The following is a 12,559-nucleotide window of genomic DNA, read 5'->3' as shown; positions in this document are numbered from 1 at the left end:
CGAAACGGATGAAATCGCCGCGGCGCGAGACCACGGCGACTGAGGGGCGGCTAGCGCCACCCGACAAATCACTTCTTCTTGCCGGCGATCGGCTTCGCCTTGCCCTTGCGGGTACGGGCGTTGGTGTGGGTGCGCTGACCGCGAACCGGCAGATTGCGGCGGTGACGCAGACCACGATAGCAGCCGAGGTCCATCAGGCGTTTGATGTTGATCGACACTTCACGGCGCAGATCGCCCTCAACCACGTAATCGCGGTCGATGGTCTCGCGGATCTGCAACACCTCGGCGTCGCTCAACTCATTCACGCGACGCTCGGGCGCGATATTCACCTTCTCGACGATTTCCTGCGCCTTCTTCGGACCAATGCCGTGAATGTACTGCAGCGCGATAACCACGCGCTTGCCGGTCGGAATGTTTACACCTGCTATACGAGCCACGCTCAACTCCATCTGGCGCCCTAACGGGCGGAAATATAGACATGCGTCCGGTGGAGGCCGGCCCTTGCACGTCTGGCCGTCAAACGGCGGCAACCGACTCTGTCGGTCGCCATCATCTGATTCAAGTGAAGGCAGACCCTTTATCGACTTTTCAAACGTTAGTCAAGAGCGGAGAAAGCGCTTTTTCGATATCGGCGGAAACCTTGTCGATCGGCTGCTGCCCGTCGATCTGCACGAGGAGTCCCCGCTCCTTGTAGTAGGGCGCGACGACAGCCGTATCGCGCGCATAGGCGGCAAGGCGGGTCTTGAAGACTTCCGGATCGTCGTCCTTTCGCACTTCCTCGCCGCGCGCCTGCGCCTCGGCGGCGCGATTGATGATTCGGTCTACAAGCTTGTCGTGGTCAACCACCAGCTCAAGCGCGAGATCGACCTTCTGCCCCTTCGCGGCAAGCGCTGCGTCAAGCGCCTCGGCCTGCGCGACAGTGCGCGGAAAGCCGTCCAGAATGAAGCCGTTGCGCGCGTCGGGCTCTTCGATACGGTCGACGATGATGCCGACAACGATGTCGTCGGACACAAGCTGTCCCGCCTCCATCACCGCCTTGGCCTTCAGGCCGACGGGCGTTCCCGCCGCCACGGCCGCGCGCAACATGTCACCTGTGGAAAGCTGGGGAATGTTGTACTTCTCGACCAGGCGCTTCGCCTGCGTCCCCTTCCCCGCGCCGGGCGGCCCCAAAAAAATCAGTCTCATCGTCTTCTCGCCCCCTTCAATTTAGCCTTCTTGACCAGCCCCTCGTACTGGTGGGCCATGAGATGCCCATGCACCTGCGCGACGGTGTCCATCGTCACGCTGACGACGATCAGCAATGACGTGCCGCCAAAATAGAACGGAAGAGATGCATAGGAAATCAGAACTTCCGGTAACAGGCAGATCAAGGCAATATACGCAGCACCGACCACGGTAATGCGAGTCAGCACATAGTCGATATAGTCCGCAGTGCGCTCGCCTGGCCGAATGCCGGGAATGAAGCCGCCGTGCTTCTTGAGATTATCCGCCGTCTCCGTCGGATTAAAGACGATCGCCGTGTAAAAGAAAGCGAAAAAGACGATCAGCGCGACATAGAGCACCATATAGAGCGGCCGGCCGTGCGCCAGATACGATGCCAGCGTGCCGAGAACGCCCGTGTTTCCGCCCGCCTGCGAGAAACTCGCGATAGTCGTTGGCAGCAGCAACAGCGAGGAGGCGAAGATCGGCGGAATGACGCCTGCGGTGTTGAGCTTGAGAGGCAGGAACGATGTCTGCCCCTCGTAAAGCCGGTTACCGACCTGGCGCTTGGGATAGTTGATCAGCAGGCGCCGCTGCGCGCGCTCCATGAATACGATGAACGCGATCACCACGATCGCCATCACGATGACGCCCAGAATGATACCCGTCGACAGCGCGCCTTGCCGCCCGAGTTCCAGCGTCCCGCCGATCGCTCTCGGCAGTTCGGCCACGATACCGGCGAAGATGATGAGCGACGTGCCGTTGCCGATGCCGCGCGACGTGATCTGCTCGCCGAGCCACATCAGGAACATCGTGCCGCCGACCAGCGTGATCACCGTCGAGATGCGGAAGAACAGCCCCGGATCAAGCACGATGCCGCCCGAGCTTTCAAGGCCGAAGGCAATGCCCCACGCCTGGAATATCGCCAGCACCACCGTCAGATACCGGGTGTACTGGTTGATGACCTTCCGGCCCGCCTCGCCCTCCTTCTTCAGCGCCTCCAGCGACGGCAGCACGCTCGTCAGGAGCTGAACGATGATCGAGGCCGAGATGTACGGCATGATGTTGAGCGCGAAGATCGCCATACGGCCGACCGCGCCGCCGGAGAACATGTTGAACAGGCCAAGCACCCCGCCCTGCGTCTGCTGGAAGATGTCCGACAGCGCCTGCGGGTTGATGCCGGGAAGCGGAATATAGGTGCCCAGTCGGTAGATGATCAGCGCGCCGAGCGTGAACCAGATGCGCTTCTTGAGTTCCTCGGCCTTGGTGAAGGCACCGAAATTGAGATTTGCCGCAAGCTGTTCAGCTGCCGATGCCATGGCTGTCAAATCCTCGGGTATACATTCCGCACAGGGCCATCACACGACAATGGCGACAGCCAGAGATCGCTCCCCGTGTCGCCACTGCCCCGTTCCCATATATAGCGCGATCTTACGCTTCCGCCACCTGCGACGGCGCAGCAGCGGCGGCAAAAATCGTCACCGATCCGCCGGCCTTCTCGATCGCCGCAACCGCAGACTTCGATGCGCCAGCGACCTCGAACGACACCTTCGCCTTTAGCTCGCCCTGGCCGAGGATGCGCACGCCGTCCCGCAGCTTGCTGACAACACCGGCCGCGAGCAGCACTTCGTTGGTGACGACCTGCGCCGCATCCAGCTTGCCGGCCTCGATGGCCTCCTGAATGCGGCCGATGTTCACCTCGTTGAAGTGCAGCGCGAAGATGTTGTTGAAGCCGCGCTTCGGCAGGCGGCGATGGATGGGCATCTGGCCACCCTCGAAGCCCTTGATGGCGACACCGGAGCGGGACTTCTGGCCCTTGACGCCGCGTCCGCCCGTCTTGCCCTTGCCGGAACCGATGCCGCGCCCGACGCGCGTACGCTCCTTGACGGCACCCGGATTGTCCGAAATTTCGTTCAGCTTGACCATTGCGCCCTCCTCACTTGCCGCTTTCGGAAGCGTCCGAAACGACGCGCACGAGGTGCTTGACCTTCTCGATCATACCGCGGACCGCCGGCGTATCCTCCAGTTCGGAGCGGCGGCGAAGCTTGTTCAGCCCAAGACCGATCAGCGTTTGGCGCTGGGCGGCGGGACGCCGGATGGGGCTACCCGTCTGCTCGACGATCAGCGTCTTGCCGGAAGTGTTATTCGTCATCATCCACCCCCTTACTCGGCGCCAGCCGCGTCGGCGCCGAACGTCTCGCCTTCGGTCGCATCGCGGCGACGCGACTGCAGGGTCGACACCTTCAGGCCACGGCGGGCGGCGACAGAGCGCGGGCTATCCTCACGCTTCAGCGCATCGAACGTGGCGCGGACCAGGTTGTAGGGATTGGACGAGCCAATGGACTTCGCCACCACATCCGCGACGCCGAGCGTCTCGAACACGGCGCGCATCGGGCCGCCGGCGATGATACCCGTGCCGGGAGGTGCAGCGCGCAGAACGACGCGCCCGGCGCCCCAACGGCCTGCGACATCGTGATGCAGCGTGCGGCCTTCCTTGAGCGGCACACGCACCAGCGCGCGCTTGGCCGACTCGGTGGCCTTGCGAATCGCTTCCGGCACTTCACGCGCCTTGCCGTGGCCGAAACCGACCCGGCCCTTCTGGTCGCCGATGACGACGAGCGCGGCGAAGCCGAAACGACGACCGCCCTTCACCACCTTGGCAACGCGGTTGATATGGACCAGCTTGTCCGTGAATTCGCTGTCGCGCTCTTCACGGTCGCGCTGCTGCTGACGTTCTCTTGCCATAACAGTCTCACTGACGCGGGGCGGCGGCCCCCGCTCGCATGATTAATTCAATCCGCCGAAACTTCTGACCGGACGCAGGCGGCCGATCAGAAGTCGAGACCACCCTCGCGCGCCGCATCGGCGAGAGCCTTGATGCGGCCGTGATAGATGAAGGCACCACGGTCGAACACGACTTCCTTGACGCCCGCCGCAATCGCACGCTCTGCAATGAGCTTGCCGACGACCTTCGCCGCCTCAATGTCGGCGCCAGTCTTGAGCTTCTCGCGCAGGTCCTTTTCGAGTGAAGACGCCTGAGCCAGAGTACGGCCATGCGTGTCATCAATGATCTGCGCGTAAATCTGCTTGGAGGAACGGTGAACGGACAGACGTGCCCGACCGTTTGCCGCCGCACGGAGCGCGCGACGGACCCGCGCCTTCCGGCGCTCCGTGGAACTGATATATTCAGCCATCGCTGCGCTTCCTTACTTCTTCTTGCCTTCCTTGCGGAAGATGAACTCGTTCGCGTATTTCACGCCCTTGCCCTTGTAGGGCTCGGGACGGCGATACTCGCGAATTTCCGCCGCCGTCTGGCCGACCCGCTGCGCGTCGATGCCAGTGATGACGATTTCCGTCGGCTTCGGCGTCGCGATCAGGATGCCCGCAGGAATCTCGAAGTCAACGTCATGGCTGAAACCGAGCGACAGCTTCAGGATCTTGCCCTGCACCGCCGCCTTGTAACCCACGCCATTGATTTCGAGTTTCTTCTCGAAGCCCTGCGTGACGCCCTGCACGAGATTGGCAACGCGCGAACGCGACATGCCCCACAGCGAGCGCGACTTCTTCGTATCGTCACGCGGGTCGACCTTAATCGCCCCGTCCTTCAGCTCGACGCTGACCTCATCCGGAACAACGAAGGACAGTTCGCCCTTCGTGCCCTTCACCTTGACAGCCTGACCGTTCACGGTCGCCGTCACACCTGCCGGGATAGTCACCGGCTTTTTACCAATACGAGACATAATGGCCTCCCGTGGCTCCCACTGACATGCCTGACAAATAATTCAAAGACCCTGCACAGCAGGCCTCAGAACACCTGGCAGAGCACTTCGCCGCCCACGTTGGCCTCACGCGCCGTATGGTCAGCCATGACCCCCTTTGGTGTCGAAAGAATAACGACACCAAGGCCATCGGCGACACGCGGCAGCTTGTCGACCGATGCGTAGACGCGCCGGCCAGGCTTTGACACGCGCTGGATGGAGCGGATGACCGGTTCGCCGTCGAAATACTTCAGTTCCACCTCAAACTCGGTGCGGCCGTTGCCGTACTCCGTCGACGAGAAACCGCGAATGTAACCTTCTGCCTGCAGAACCTCAAGCACACGCGCGCGCAGCTTGGAGCCGGGCGTCGTGACCTTACCGCGGCGGCGCAGCTGCGCGTTGCGGATACGGGTGAGCAGATCGCCAAGCGGATCGTTGATCGCCATCTTAATCGACCTCCTTACCAGCTCGACTTAACAAGACCGGGGATGAGGCCCTGCGACCCCAGTTCCCGCAATGCAATACGCGACATGCGCAGCTTGCGGTAATACGCGCGCGGACGCCCCGTGACCTCGCACCGATTGCGAATGCGCGTCGGGCTCGAGTTGCGCGGCAGCTCTGCAAGCTTGAGGCGTGCCTCGAAACGCTCCTCGATGGGCAGCGCCTCGTCGTTGGCGATCGCAAGCAGCGCCTCGCGCTTGGCGGCATAGCGCTTCACCAGCGCAGCGCGCCGCTTGTTCTTTTCGATTGAACTCTTCTTTGCCATATGTCTTGTCTCCGGTGTCCGCGTCTGAGAGCGAACGCTCTCACTGCCGGAACGGGAAGTTGAAGTGCTTCAGCAGCGCGCGGGCCTCGGCATCCGTGCGCGCCGTCGTCACGACGATGATATCCATGCCCCACGGCTGGTCGACCTTGTCGTAGTCGATTTCCGGAAACACAAGATGCTCCTTCAGCCCCATCGCGTAGTTGCCGCGGCCGTCAAACGACTTCGGATTGAGGCCACGGAAGTCGCGCACCCGCGGCAGCGCCACGGTCACGAGACGGTCAAGGAACTCGTACATGCGGGCCTTGCGGAGCGTCACTTTTGCGCCGATCGGCATGTTCTCGCGCAGCTTGAACGTCGCGATTGCCTTGCGGGCCCGGGTGATGACCGGCTTCTGACCGGCGATGAGCGCCAGATCCCCAGCCGCGACGGACGCCTTCTTGGAGTCGTTGACGGACTCGCCAACGCCCATATTGATGACGACCTTCTCGATCACCGGGACCTGGAGGGGGTTCTCGTAGCCGAACTCCTCGATCAGCTTCGCCCGCACGACCTCGTCGTAATGCTTGCGCAGGCGCGGAACGTAATTCGCGCCCAGATCAACGGTAGCTGCCTCAGACATCGATCACATCCCCCGAACGCTTGGCAAAGCGAACCTTGCGCCCGTCTTCCAGAATCCTGAATCCAACGCGCGTCGGCTTGCCGTCCTTGGGATCAGCCACGGCCAGATTGGACAGATGAAGCGGCGCCTCCTTGGAGATGATGCCGCCCTCGCTCGTCGCCGACTGGCGCGTGTGACGCTTGACGATGTTGACGCCACGAACGATCGCGCGCCCCTCTTCGGGAAGCACGCGCAGAACCTCGCCGGCCTGACCCTTGTCGCGGCCCGCGAGTACGACGACCTTGTCGCCCTTCTTGATCTTCGCGGCCATCACAGCACCTCGGGAGCAAGCGAAATGATCTTCATATGGTTCTTGGCGCGCAGCTCGCGCGGAACCGGCCCGAAGATACGTGTGCCGACCGGTTCCTTCTGGTTGTTGATCAGCACCGCCGCATTGTTGTCGAAGCGGATGACCGAACCGTCAGCGCGGCGGATATCCTTCGCCGTGCGCACCACGACGGCCTTCATCACGTCGCCCTTCTTCACGCGACCGCGCGGAATGGCCTCTTTCACGGACACGACGATGATATCGCCGACGCCGGCATACTTGCGCTTCGCGCCACCCAGTACCTTGATGCACATGACGCGACGCGCGCCGGAGTTGTCGGCAACGTCGAGATTGGTTTGCATCTGGATCATGGCACAGATCCTTTCTCTGTCTCAGACGGTTTCCCCAAGGGACAATGCCTCTGGGACTGCGCCTGACGGGGATCTTGCGGTCCCCTCGCCTTGTTGATGAACTTGACTTACGCCCCGGAACCGCTCTGCGATTCCTGCACAACCACCCACGACTTCAGCCGCGACAGCGGACGGGATTCCTCAATCCATACCGTGTCGCCGACCTTGAACTGGTTCGCCTCGTCGTGCGCGTGGTAGTTCTTCGTCCGCCGGACAGTCTTCTTCAGCAGCGGATGCGTGAAACGACGCTCCACCTTGACCACGACCGTCTTGTCCTGCTTGTCGCTAACGACAACGCCCTGCAAAATACGTTTCGGCACCGCCGTCTCCTCAAGCCTTAGCCGCACCGGCGAGCTTCGCCTGCTGGAACGTCTTCACGCGCGCGATATCGCGACGCACTTCCCTCACGCGACCCGTGTTCTCGAGCTGCCCGGTGGCGCGCTGAAAACGCAGGTTGAACTGCTCCTTCTTGAGCTTCACAAGCTCATCCTGAAGCTGGTCCACCGACAATGCCTTGAGGTCGGAGAGCCTCTGCTTCGATGTCATGTCGCCCTCCCTTACTCGGCGATACGCTGAACGAACCGCGTCTTGATCGGCAGCTTGGCGGCGCCGAGGCGAAGCGCCTCACGGGCGATCTCCTCGTTGACGCCAGCCAGCTCGAACATCACGCGACCCGGCTTAACACGGCACGCCCAGTAATCGGGCGAGCCCTTACCTTTACCCATGCGCACTTCCGCCGGCTTGTCCGAAACCGGAACATCCGGGAAAACGCGAATCCACACGCGGCCCTGACGCTTCATCTGGCGCGTAATGGCACGGCGGGCGGCTTCGATCTGGCGCGCCGTCACCCGCTCGGGTTCAAGAGCCTTGAGACCGAACTCACCGAAATTCAGATCGGTGCCGCCCTTGGCCTCTCCGTGAATACGGCCCTTGAACTGCTTACGAAACTTCGTCCTCTTGGGCTGAAGCATTTATCCTTACTCCCGCTCCTCAAGCCGCGGAATCGCGACGGCCGTGAGAGCGCTGACCGCCACTCTCTTCCGCCAGCCGCTTGTCCTGGGCCGAGGGGTCGTGTTCCAGGATCTCGCCCTTGAAGATCCAGACCTTGATTCCGCACGTACCGTATGTCGTGAAGGCGGTGGCTGTACCATAATCGATGTCAGCGCGCAAGGTGTGCAACGGCACCCGGCCTTCACGATACCACTCGAGACGCGCGATCTCGGCGCCGCCGAGGCGTCCCGAGCAGTTGATACGAATGCCTTCGGCGCCCAGACGGATCGCCGACTGCACCGCGCGCTTCATGGCGCGACGAAATGCCACACGCCGCTCAAGCTGCTGAGCGATCGAATCCGCAACGAGAGTCGCATCGGTCTCGGGCTTGCGCACCTCGATGATGTTGATGCTCACTTCGGCGCTCGTCAGCTTCGAAACCGTCTTGCGCAGCTTCTCGATGTCGGCGCCCTTCTTGCCGATGACGACACCCGGACGCGCCGAGTAGATCGTCACCCGTGCCTTGCGGTGCGGACGCTCGATAACGATACGCGACACCGCCGCCTGCTTGAGCTGCTTCAGCAGCGCCTCGCGGATCGCGATATCCTCATGCAGCAGGCGGCCGTACTCGCCCTTGCCTGCGAACCAGCGGGAGTCCCACGTCCGGTTGATACCGAGACGCAGGCCGACCGGATTGACCTTCTGACCCATCGTCTCCTCCTCAAGCCTCTGCAGCGACTTCGCGCACCACGATCGTCAGGTGCGAGAACGGCTTTTCAATACGCGCGCCGCGACCGCGGGCACGTGCGTGGAACCGCTTCATGACAAGACCCTTGCCAACGAAGGCCTCGGCGACGACCAGATCGTCCACATCGAGGTCGTGGTTGTTCTCGGCATTGGCGATAGCGCTCTCGAGCGCCTTGCGGACGTCGACGGCGATACGCTTGCGGCTGAACTGGAGATCGGCCAGAGCCCTCTCCACCCGCTTGCCGCGGATCAGCTGCGCAACCAGATTGAGCTTCTGGGGCGAGACGCGCAGGTTGCGCGCCACCGCCTTCGCTTCATTGTCCTTCAGCGCGCGGGGAGCAGATGCCTTACCCATGGCTTATCTCCTCTTCGCTTTCTTGTCGGCCGCGTGCCCGTGGAAAGTCCGCGTCGGCGAGAATTCGCCGAACTTGTGACCGACCATCTCCTCGGAGACCGCAACCGGAATGTGCTTCTGACCGTTATAGACGCCGAACGTCAATCCTACGAAGTGAGGCAGGATCGTGGAGCGACGGCTCCAGATCTTGATCACCTCCGAACGGCCGGAAGCACGCGCGGCCTCGGCCTTCTTGAGGACATAGCCGTCAACGAACGGACCTTTCCAAGTAGAACGTGCCATTGCGCGCCCCTTACCTCTTCTTCTTCGTGTGGCGGCTGGAGACAATGAAGGTATCCGTCCGCTTGTTGGAACGGGTCTTCTTACCCTTCGTCGGCTTGCCCCACGGCGTGACCGGATGACGACCACCCGACGTACGCCCTTCACCACCGCCGTGCGGATGGTCGATCGGGTTCATCGTTACACCGCGGTTGTGCGGCCGGCGACCCAGCCAACGCGAACGGCCGGCCTTACCCTTGTTGGTGTTCGAATGGTCAGGGTTCGAGACCGCACCAACGGTCGCAAAGCACTGGCCATGAACGAGACGCTGCTCGCCCGAGTTGAGACGCAGGATCACATAACCCTGGTCGCGACCCACGATCTGCGCATAGGCGCCCGCCGAGCGGGCGATCGTGCCGCCCTTGCCGATCTTCAGTTCGACGTTGTGCACGATCGTACCGACCGGAATGCTCGCCAGAGGCAGGGCATTGCCGGGCTTGATGTCGGCTTGCTCGCCCGAGGTCACCGAATCGCCGGCGTTCAGACGCTGCGGCGCGAGGATGTAGGACTTGCCGCCATCCGGAAACGCCAGCAACGCGATAAACGCGCTGCGGTTCGGATCGTACTCGATACGCTCGACGGTCGCGACCTCGCCCAGCCGTTCGCGACGCTTGAAGTCGACGATACGGTAGCTGCGCTTGTGCCCGCCGCCACGGAAACGCACCGTGATACGTCCGTTGTTGTTACGCCCGCCCTTGCTGGGCAGGCCCACGGTCAACGCCTTCTCCGGCGCGCCGCGGTGCAGCCCGGTCCGGTCGACGATCACCAGCTGGCGCTGGCTCGGCGTAACCGGTTTGAAATGCTTCAAAGCCATCGGTTCACTCCTTCACCAGCTTCACAGGCCTGTCGTCACATCGATGTTATGACCCTCTGCAAGAGTCACGACAGCTTTCTTGACGTCGGACCGCTGACCCAGAACGCCCTTGAAGCGCTTCGTCTTGCCCTTGGTCACGAGCGTGTTCACGCTCTCGACCTTGACGTCGAACAGCTTCTCGACGGCCGTCTTGATCTGCGGCTTCGTCGCCGTCTTGGCGACTTTGAACACGACCTTGTTCTGTTCCGAAAGGTTGGTGGCCTTTTCGGTGATGACAGGGCCGACGATCACATCATAGTGGCGCGGGTCAATACTCATTTGAAGCGCGCCTCCAGCGCGTCCACGGCGGCCTTCGTCAGAACAAGCGTGTCCCGCCGCAGGATGTCATAGACGTTGATGCCCTGCACAGGCAGGACGTCCACGTTCGGAATGTTACGGGCAGCGAGACGGAAATTCGTATCGATCTCCGTTCCGCCGATCACGAGAGCGTTCGACAGTCCGAGCTTGCCGAACTGCTCCTTCAGCGCCTTGGTCTTCGGCTCCACCGCGCGCGCATCGTCGAGGACGATCAGCGTCTGAGCGCGAGCCTTGGCGGACAGCGCATGCTTGAGCGCGAGCTGGCGCACCTTCTTGGGCAGGTCATGCGCATGGCTGCGCACCACCGGTCCAAAAGCCTTGCCGCCACCGCGGTACTGCGGCGCACGGGCAGAGCCGTGACGCGCGCCGCCGGTGCCCTTCTGGCGGTAGACTTTCTTGCCCGTGCGGGCGATTTCCGACCGGCCAAGCGACTTGTGCGTGCCAGCCTGGCGCGCGGCAAGCTGCCAACGCACGTAACGCTGGATGAGATCAGCGCGCGGCTCCAGGCCGAAGATGGCTTCATCAAGCTCGATCGCGCCGGCATTGCCGCCGTCGAGCGTAGTCACGTCGAGCTTCATTCCGCGCTCTCCTGCTCTTCCGCAGCCGCCGTCCCAGCCTGACGCTCCCGGAAGCTGCCCGGCTGCGGTGCTTCCTTGGGAAGCACGCGCTTCACAGCATCGCGAACCGTGATCCAGCCACCGGCAACTCCCGGCACTGCGCCTTCCACCAGAATGAGGCCGCGCTCGACGTCCGTCTGGACGACACGCAGGTTCTGCGTGGTCACGCGCTCGACACCGAGGTGGCCCGGCATCTTCTTGTTCTTGAAGGTCTTGCCCGGGTCCTGACGGCCACCGGTCGAACCGATCGAACGGTGCGAGACCGACACGCCGTGTGTGGCCCGCAACCCGCCGAAGTTCCACCGCTTCATGCCGCCCGCGAAACCCTTACCGGTGCTCACACCTGTCACGTCCACGAACTGGCCGGGAACAAAGTGATCGACCGTGATTTCCGCACCGACCGGAATCTCCTGACCCGGATCGACGCGGAACTCCGCAAGCTTCTTCTTCGGCTCGACCTGGGCGATGGCGTAATGGCCGCGCTCAGCCTTCGAGACATTCTTGACCTTGGCCAGACCGACGCCGACCTGCAGCGCGGTGTAACCGTTCTTTTCGACCGTCCGGTGCGCGACAACCTGGCAGTTGTCTACCTTCAGAACAGTCACCGGGATATGCTCACCCGCATCAGTAAAAATGCGAGTCATCCCGACCTTTTGTGCGATGACGCCGGAGCGCATGAGCATATCCTCCAGGGCGTTCCTGAGCCTGACCTTCCCCGCCGGGAAAGTCAGAGCCTGATTTCCACGTCAACACCAGCAGCCAGATCGAGCTTCATCAGCGCGTCGACCGTCTGCGGTGTGGGTTCAACGATGTCGAGAACGCGCAGGTGAGTGCGCATCTCGAACTGTTCGCGCGACTTCTTGTCGATGTGCGGCGAACGGTTCACAGTAAACTTCTTGATACGAGTAGGCAGCGGGATCGGACCCCGCACCTTCGCACCCGTCCTTTTCGCGGTCGAAACGATCTCGAGCGTGGACGCATCCAGCACGCGATGATCGAACGCCTTCAGGCGAATGCGGATATTCTGACCAGTCATGACAGAAACCTCAGGCCGATCCCGGCTAGAGCATCAAACCGGAAAGTATACTTACTTTCCGGAAAATTTGATGCATTAACAAACGTTTTAGAACTGCGAACAGCTCTATTGACGAACGCAGGCCGTCAGGCCAGCATCCACGGCAAACAAATCACTCGATGATTTCGGCGACGACGCCGGCGCCGACGGTACGGCCGCCTTCGCGGATAGCGAAGCGAAGCTTCTCTTCCATCGCGATCGGAACGATCAGGTGCACTTCCATGGA

General features: G+C 62.1%; 25 protein-coding genes. All 25 read right to left on the bottom strand.

The annotated features are described in order from the left end of the window. Positions 1-68: 68 nt before the first annotated feature. Positions 69-437 (bottom strand): 30S ribosomal protein S13, encoded by a 369-nt coding sequence (rpsM, locus tag ACFFJ7_RS15175; RefSeq protein WP_166949878.1) that lies wholly within the window; start codon positions 435-437, stop codon positions 69-71. A gap of 151 nt (positions 438-588) precedes the next feature. Continuing rightward, positions 589-1,185, bottom strand: coding sequence for an adenylate kinase (locus ACFFJ7_RS15170; protein ID WP_166949876.1), 597 nt, complete (start codon positions 1,183-1,185; stop codon positions 589-591). Next, on the bottom strand, positions 1,182-2,519 hold the full coding sequence (secY, locus tag ACFFJ7_RS15165; protein ID WP_166949874.1) for a preprotein translocase subunit SecY: 1,338 nt from the start codon (positions 2,517-2,519) through the stop codon (positions 1,182-1,184). Before secY ends, ACFFJ7_RS15170 begins: the two co-directional genes overlap by 4 nt. Positions 2,520-2,631: 112 nt before the next feature. Continuing rightward, on the bottom strand, positions 2,632-3,126 hold the full coding sequence (gene rplO / locus ACFFJ7_RS15160; protein ID WP_377593417.1) for a 50S ribosomal protein L15: 495 nt from the start codon (positions 3,124-3,126) through the stop codon (positions 2,632-2,634). A 10-nt stretch (positions 3,127-3,136) separates the two neighbouring features. Continuing rightward, positions 3,137-3,352, bottom strand: coding sequence for a 50S ribosomal protein L30 (gene rpmD, locus ACFFJ7_RS15155; RefSeq protein ID WP_166949870.1), 216 nt, complete (start codon positions 3,350-3,352; stop codon positions 3,137-3,139). An 11-nt stretch (positions 3,353-3,363) separates the two neighbouring features. Beyond that, positions 3,364-3,945, bottom strand: a complete 582-nt coding sequence (rpsE, locus tag ACFFJ7_RS15150; protein WP_166949868.1) for a 30S ribosomal protein S5 — start codon at positions 3,943-3,945, stop codon at positions 3,364-3,366. An 86-nt stretch (positions 3,946-4,031) separates the two neighbouring features. Continuing rightward, positions 4,032-4,394, bottom strand: a complete 363-nt coding sequence (rplR, locus tag ACFFJ7_RS15145) for a 50S ribosomal protein L18 (protein ID WP_166949866.1) — start codon at positions 4,392-4,394, stop codon at positions 4,032-4,034. 12 nt (positions 4,395-4,406) lie between these two features. Beyond that, positions 4,407-4,940 (bottom strand): 50S ribosomal protein L6, encoded by a 534-nt coding sequence (rplF, locus tag ACFFJ7_RS15140; protein WP_166949864.1) that lies wholly within the window; start codon positions 4,938-4,940, stop codon positions 4,407-4,409. Between the two features lie 65 nt (positions 4,941-5,005). Continuing rightward, positions 5,006-5,404 carry a 30S ribosomal protein S8 gene (rpsH, locus tag ACFFJ7_RS15135; RefSeq protein ID WP_166949862.1) on the bottom strand — a complete coding sequence of 133 codons (399 nt, stop codon included), beginning with the start codon at positions 5,402-5,404 and terminating at the stop codon, positions 5,006-5,008. A gap of 14 nt (positions 5,405-5,418) precedes the next feature. Continuing rightward, positions 5,419-5,724 carry a 30S ribosomal protein S14 gene (rpsN, locus tag ACFFJ7_RS15130; RefSeq protein ID WP_166949860.1) on the bottom strand — a complete coding sequence of 102 codons (306 nt, stop codon included), beginning with the start codon at positions 5,722-5,724 and terminating at the stop codon, positions 5,419-5,421. A 40-nt stretch (positions 5,725-5,764) separates the two neighbouring features. After that, positions 5,765-6,343 carry a 50S ribosomal protein L5 gene (gene rplE / locus ACFFJ7_RS15125; RefSeq protein ID WP_166949858.1) on the bottom strand — a complete coding sequence of 193 codons (579 nt, stop codon included), beginning with the start codon at positions 6,341-6,343 and terminating at the stop codon, positions 5,765-5,767. After that, on the bottom strand, positions 6,336-6,653 hold the full coding sequence (rplX, locus tag ACFFJ7_RS15120) for a 50S ribosomal protein L24 (RefSeq protein ID WP_166949856.1): 318 nt from the start codon (positions 6,651-6,653) through the stop codon (positions 6,336-6,338). The genes rplE and rplX overlap by 8 nt, the downstream gene beginning before the upstream one ends. Next, positions 6,653-7,021, bottom strand: a complete 369-nt coding sequence (rplN, locus tag ACFFJ7_RS15115) for a 50S ribosomal protein L14 (RefSeq protein ID WP_166949854.1) — start codon at positions 7,019-7,021, stop codon at positions 6,653-6,655. The genes rplX and rplN overlap by 1 nt, the downstream gene beginning before the upstream one ends. A gap of 107 nt (positions 7,022-7,128) precedes the next feature. Continuing rightward, entirely contained in the window at positions 7,129-7,380 is a 252-nt protein-coding gene (gene rpsQ, locus ACFFJ7_RS15110) for a 30S ribosomal protein S17 (RefSeq protein WP_166949852.1), read from the bottom strand. 10 nt (positions 7,381-7,390) lie between these two features. Beyond that, positions 7,391-7,606 (bottom strand): 50S ribosomal protein L29, encoded by a 216-nt coding sequence (gene rpmC, locus ACFFJ7_RS15105; RefSeq protein WP_166949849.1) that lies wholly within the window; start codon positions 7,604-7,606, stop codon positions 7,391-7,393. Positions 7,607-7,617: 11 nt separating this feature from the next. Continuing rightward, a complete protein-coding gene (gene rplP / locus ACFFJ7_RS15100) occupies positions 7,618-8,031 on the bottom strand; it encodes a 50S ribosomal protein L16 (protein ID WP_166949847.1) in 414 nt (137 codons plus the stop codon). Between the two features lie 19 nt (positions 8,032-8,050). Then, positions 8,051-8,761: a 30S ribosomal protein S3 gene (gene rpsC, locus ACFFJ7_RS15095; protein ID WP_377593413.1), complete on the bottom strand. Its 711-nt coding sequence runs from the start codon at positions 8,759-8,761 to the stop codon at positions 8,051-8,053. Positions 8,762-8,771: 10 nt separating this feature from the next. Next, positions 8,772-9,152, bottom strand: a complete 381-nt coding sequence (gene rplV / locus ACFFJ7_RS15090) for a 50S ribosomal protein L22 (protein ID WP_166949843.1) — start codon at positions 9,150-9,152, stop codon at positions 8,772-8,774. Positions 9,153-9,155: 3 nt separating this feature from the next. Continuing rightward, positions 9,156-9,434, bottom strand: a complete 279-nt coding sequence (gene rpsS / locus ACFFJ7_RS15085; RefSeq protein ID WP_166949841.1) for a 30S ribosomal protein S19 — start codon at positions 9,432-9,434, stop codon at positions 9,156-9,158. Positions 9,435-9,444: 10 nt separating this feature from the next. After that, positions 9,445-10,284, bottom strand: a complete 840-nt coding sequence (rplB, locus tag ACFFJ7_RS15080) for a 50S ribosomal protein L2 (protein ID WP_166949839.1) — start codon at positions 10,282-10,284, stop codon at positions 9,445-9,447. A gap of 21 nt (positions 10,285-10,305) precedes the next feature. After that, positions 10,306-10,602, bottom strand: a complete 297-nt coding sequence (locus ACFFJ7_RS15075) for a 50S ribosomal protein L23 (protein WP_166949837.1) — start codon at positions 10,600-10,602, stop codon at positions 10,306-10,308. After that, complete coding sequence (gene rplD, locus ACFFJ7_RS15070) at positions 10,599-11,219, bottom strand: 50S ribosomal protein L4 (protein WP_166949835.1); 621 nt, start codon at positions 11,217-11,219, stop codon at positions 10,599-10,601. Before rplD ends, ACFFJ7_RS15075 begins: the two co-directional genes overlap by 4 nt. Next, complete coding sequence (gene rplC / locus ACFFJ7_RS15065) at positions 11,216-11,935, bottom strand: 50S ribosomal protein L3 (protein ID WP_166949832.1); 720 nt, start codon at positions 11,933-11,935, stop codon at positions 11,216-11,218. Before rplC ends, rplD begins: the two co-directional genes overlap by 4 nt. 50 nt (positions 11,936-11,985) lie before the next feature. After that, positions 11,986-12,294, bottom strand: a complete 309-nt coding sequence (gene rpsJ, locus ACFFJ7_RS15060) for a 30S ribosomal protein S10 (protein ID WP_166949830.1) — start codon at positions 12,292-12,294, stop codon at positions 11,986-11,988. Between the two features lie 151 nt (positions 12,295-12,445). Continuing rightward, on the bottom strand, positions 12,446-12,559 hold a 114-nt coding region (locus tag ACFFJ7_RS15055; protein WP_446686882.1), incomplete at its 5' end, for an EF-Tu C-terminal domain-related protein.

It is taken from the genome of Pseudochelatococcus lubricantis (assembly GCF_042432495.1).
Taxonomy (GTDB): Bacteria; Pseudomonadota; Alphaproteobacteria; order Rhizobiales; family Beijerinckiaceae; genus Pseudochelatococcus; species Pseudochelatococcus lubricantis.
This window is presented reverse-complemented; position numbering and strand designations above follow the sequence as displayed.

What these genes read in the sequence shown, in the direction of transcription:
- ACFFJ7_RS15170 (WP_166949876.1), bottom strand. Translation starts at nt 1,185, where the DNA reads ATGAGACTGATTTTTTTGGGGCCGCCCGGCGCGGGGAAGGGGACGCAG.
- secY (WP_166949874.1), bottom strand. Translation starts at nt 2,519, where the DNA reads ATGGCATCGGCAGCTGAACAGCTTGCGGCAAATCTCAATTTCGGTGCC.
- rplO (WP_377593417.1), bottom strand. Translation starts at nt 3,126, where the DNA reads ATGGTCAAGCTGAACGAAATTTCGGACAATCCGGGTGCCGTCAAGGAG.
- rpmD (WP_166949870.1), bottom strand. Translation starts at nt 3,352, where the DNA reads ATGACGAATAACACTTCCGGCAAGACGCTGATCGTCGAGCAGACGGGT.
- rpsE (WP_166949868.1), bottom strand. Translation starts at nt 3,945, where the DNA reads ATGGCAAGAGAACGTCAGCAGCAGCGCGACCGTGAAGAGCGCGACAGC.
- rplR (WP_166949866.1), bottom strand. Translation starts at nt 4,394, where the DNA reads ATGGCTGAATATATCAGTTCCACGGAGCGCCGGAAGGCGCGGGTCCGT.
- rplF (WP_166949864.1), bottom strand. Translation starts at nt 4,940, where the DNA reads ATGTCTCGTATTGGTAAAAAGCCGGTGACTATCCCGGCAGGTGTGACG.
- rpsH (WP_166949862.1), bottom strand. Translation starts at nt 5,404, where the DNA reads ATGGCGATCAACGATCCGCTTGGCGATCTGCTCACCCGTATCCGCAAC.
- rpsN (WP_166949860.1), bottom strand. Translation starts at nt 5,724, where the DNA reads ATGGCAAAGAAGAGTTCAATCGAAAAGAACAAGCGGCGCGCTGCGCTG.
- rplE (WP_166949858.1), bottom strand. Translation starts at nt 6,343, where the DNA reads ATGTCTGAGGCAGCTACCGTTGATCTGGGCGCGAATTACGTTCCGCGC.
- rplX (WP_166949856.1), bottom strand. Translation starts at nt 6,653, where the DNA reads ATGGCCGCGAAGATCAAGAAGGGCGACAAGGTCGTCGTACTCGCGGGC.
- rplN (WP_166949854.1), bottom strand. Translation starts at nt 7,021, where the DNA reads ATGATCCAGATGCAAACCAATCTCGACGTTGCCGACAACTCCGGCGCG.
- rpmC (WP_166949849.1), bottom strand. Translation starts at nt 7,606, where the DNA reads ATGACATCGAAGCAGAGGCTCTCCGACCTCAAGGCATTGTCGGTGGAC.
- rplP (WP_166949847.1), bottom strand. Translation starts at nt 8,031, where the DNA reads ATGCTTCAGCCCAAGAGGACGAAGTTTCGTAAGCAGTTCAAGGGCCGT.
- rpsC (WP_377593413.1), bottom strand. Translation starts at nt 8,761, where the DNA reads ATGGGTCAGAAGGTCAATCCGGTCGGCCTGCGTCTCGGTATCAACCGG.
- rplV (WP_166949843.1), bottom strand. Translation starts at nt 9,152, where the DNA reads ATGGGTAAGGCATCTGCTCCCCGCGCGCTGAAGGACAATGAAGCGAAG.
- rpsS (WP_166949841.1), bottom strand. Translation starts at nt 9,434, where the DNA reads ATGGCACGTTCTACTTGGAAAGGTCCGTTCGTTGACGGCTATGTCCTC.
- rplB (WP_166949839.1), bottom strand. Translation starts at nt 10,284, where the DNA reads ATGGCTTTGAAGCATTTCAAACCGGTTACGCCGAGCCAGCGCCAGCTG.
- ACFFJ7_RS15075 (WP_166949837.1), bottom strand. Translation starts at nt 10,602, where the DNA reads ATGAGTATTGACCCGCGCCACTATGATGTGATCGTCGGCCCTGTCATC.
- rplD (WP_166949835.1), bottom strand. Translation starts at nt 11,219, where the DNA reads ATGAAGCTCGACGTGACTACGCTCGACGGCGGCAATGCCGGCGCGATC.
- rplC (WP_166949832.1), bottom strand. Translation starts at nt 11,935, where the DNA reads ATGCGCTCCGGCGTCATCGCACAAAAGGTCGGGATGACTCGCATTTTT.
- rpsJ (WP_166949830.1), bottom strand. Translation starts at nt 12,294, where the DNA reads ATGACTGGTCAGAATATCCGCATTCGCCTGAAGGCGTTCGATCATCGC.